The 1,554-nt window shown below is 28.8% G+C and carries 2 protein-coding genes and 1 pseudogene; 2 read left to right on the top strand and 1 reads right to left on the bottom strand.

Going from position 1 to position 1,554, the window contains the following annotated elements; translation table 11 throughout:
* Together D0817_RS26325 and D0817_RS24545 are read left to right on the top strand one after the other, a co-directional pair.
* A pseudogene (locus tag D0817_RS26325) lies at positions 1 to 685 on the top strand (hypothetical protein); the annotation flags it as partial.
* Positions 675 to 1,226, top strand: coding sequence for a hypothetical protein (locus D0817_RS24545; RefSeq protein ID WP_127340976.1), 552 nt, complete (start codon positions 675 to 677; stop codon positions 1,224 to 1,226). The pseudogene D0817_RS26325 and the gene D0817_RS24545, both read left to right, overlap by 11 nt.
* 107 nt (positions 1,227 to 1,333) lie before the next feature.
* On the opposite strand, the gene D0817_RS26140 is transcribed toward D0817_RS24545, so the two are convergent.
* The coding region (locus D0817_RS26140) for a hypothetical protein (protein WP_438590679.1) at positions 1,334 to 1,554 on the bottom strand (221 nt) is incomplete at its 5' end.

Below are 1,554 nucleotides of genomic sequence, written 5' to 3'. Positions count from 1 at the left end.
TGTTGACCCGTTGGCGGAGAAGTATCCGAACATAAGTCCTTACGTTTATGTAGCTGATAATCCGATAAATGCAATCGATCCTGATGGTAGAGATATCATATTTTTAACAAGAAACGATAATGGTTCCATAAAAGAGCAATTTAAGTATAGGAATGGAAATTTTTATCACGAGAACGGCAAAAGATATAATCCAGGTAAAGAGGGTGTAAGTAAAACAATGTATAAAGTTTTAACAGCTTACAGAGCTATTGAAAAGTCAAATGATAAAATACTTAAAAATCAATTACATACTTTAGAGAAAAGTGATAAAACACATTACGTAGAACAAAGTCCAAATAAAGAAAATGCTGTTTCTACTTTAGAGCGTGATAATTCTTCTTTTGGTAAACCTGCAAGTACACAAACTGAATATGATTTTGATATTGAATATGATGGAGAGAAGAGTGATTTAGGTGTAGTTGCTCACGAAATGAGACATCAATTTGATCACGATATTGGGAATATGCAAGATAATGCTAGAGGTAGTGATGAGAATGATCCTGCGGAAATCAGAGCAGTTTATAATGAAAACCTTGCGCGTAAAACAGAAGGAAAAGCACCAAATACAACGTATGGAGGAAAAAAAATAGACCCAAAAAAATTAGCTAATCCACAAAACAATAAACAAGTTAAAAATGAACCGTAATAGAATCAAGTTATTAGCTACAATTGTTTTGCTTTTTTCGCTCTTTGCTTGCAAAAAAGAATTAGCAAATGAAAATAGATTTATTGAGAATTTGTCAAATGATGAAAATTTTGATTTGCCATTATACAATGAATCCTTAATGATTTTTATTAATAAAAATGATACTGTATACATAACTAGTTTGAGACAGTTGTATTCTATCAAAGAAAAATATTATAAAGATTACAAAGATTTTGACAGTTTTTTAATCAAAGTGCTAAATGGTAATCTATTGTCAAAATCGGATTTGATTAAAAATTCTATATTTACTTTTGAGTTAGATAAAAACGTATTAAATGAGTACAATAATAAAGGATTAGATTATTTTAAAAAGACATATTGTGAAAATTCTAAGATTAAAGATAAATTTTACATAACAAACAATCTAAGTTTAGATGTTAAACAAAGTGTTATGTACTTCTTTTTCAAAAATAATTATTACATAATGCAAAATGATCATTCAGGCAAGTATGTGTTAATTGATAAAAATTTACAAAAATAGATAATAAAAAAGATCGATACGCAGATTTGCATCTGTACTTACATAGTAAAATAAAGCATAAAAAAACAGGCAAATTGCCTGTTTTTTTATGCTTTACAGCGAAATTTTTATTGAGCTAATTGCTGAATTTTCTTTTTTGTTATGAAAGCATCAAGAAAAGTTTTTACAAGATGTTTTTCCTCAGGGTTTAGTTTTTCTACTTCCTGAAACTGTTTTATAAGTTCCATATCGGTTAGTTGCGCTTCTACTTGCCCTGTTTTGCCGTTCATTAAATAATCGGTGCTAGTTCCTAATACAGAAGCTAATTTTTGCAATACATCAGACGATG

Origin of the sequence: Flavobacterium cupreum (assembly GCF_003996965.1) — a bacterium.
In the GTDB taxonomy this organism is placed as follows: Bacteria; Bacteroidota; Bacteroidia; order Flavobacteriales; family Flavobacteriaceae; genus Flavobacterium; species Flavobacterium cupreum.
The sequence above is the reverse complement of the archived record's forward strand: the minus strand, read 5'-3'. Positions and strand labels throughout refer to the sequence as shown.

What these genes read in the sequence shown, in the direction of transcription:
- D0817_RS24545 (WP_127340976.1), top strand. Translation starts at nt 675, where the DNA reads ATGAACCGTAATAGAATCAAGTTATTAGCTACAATTGTTTTGCTTTTT.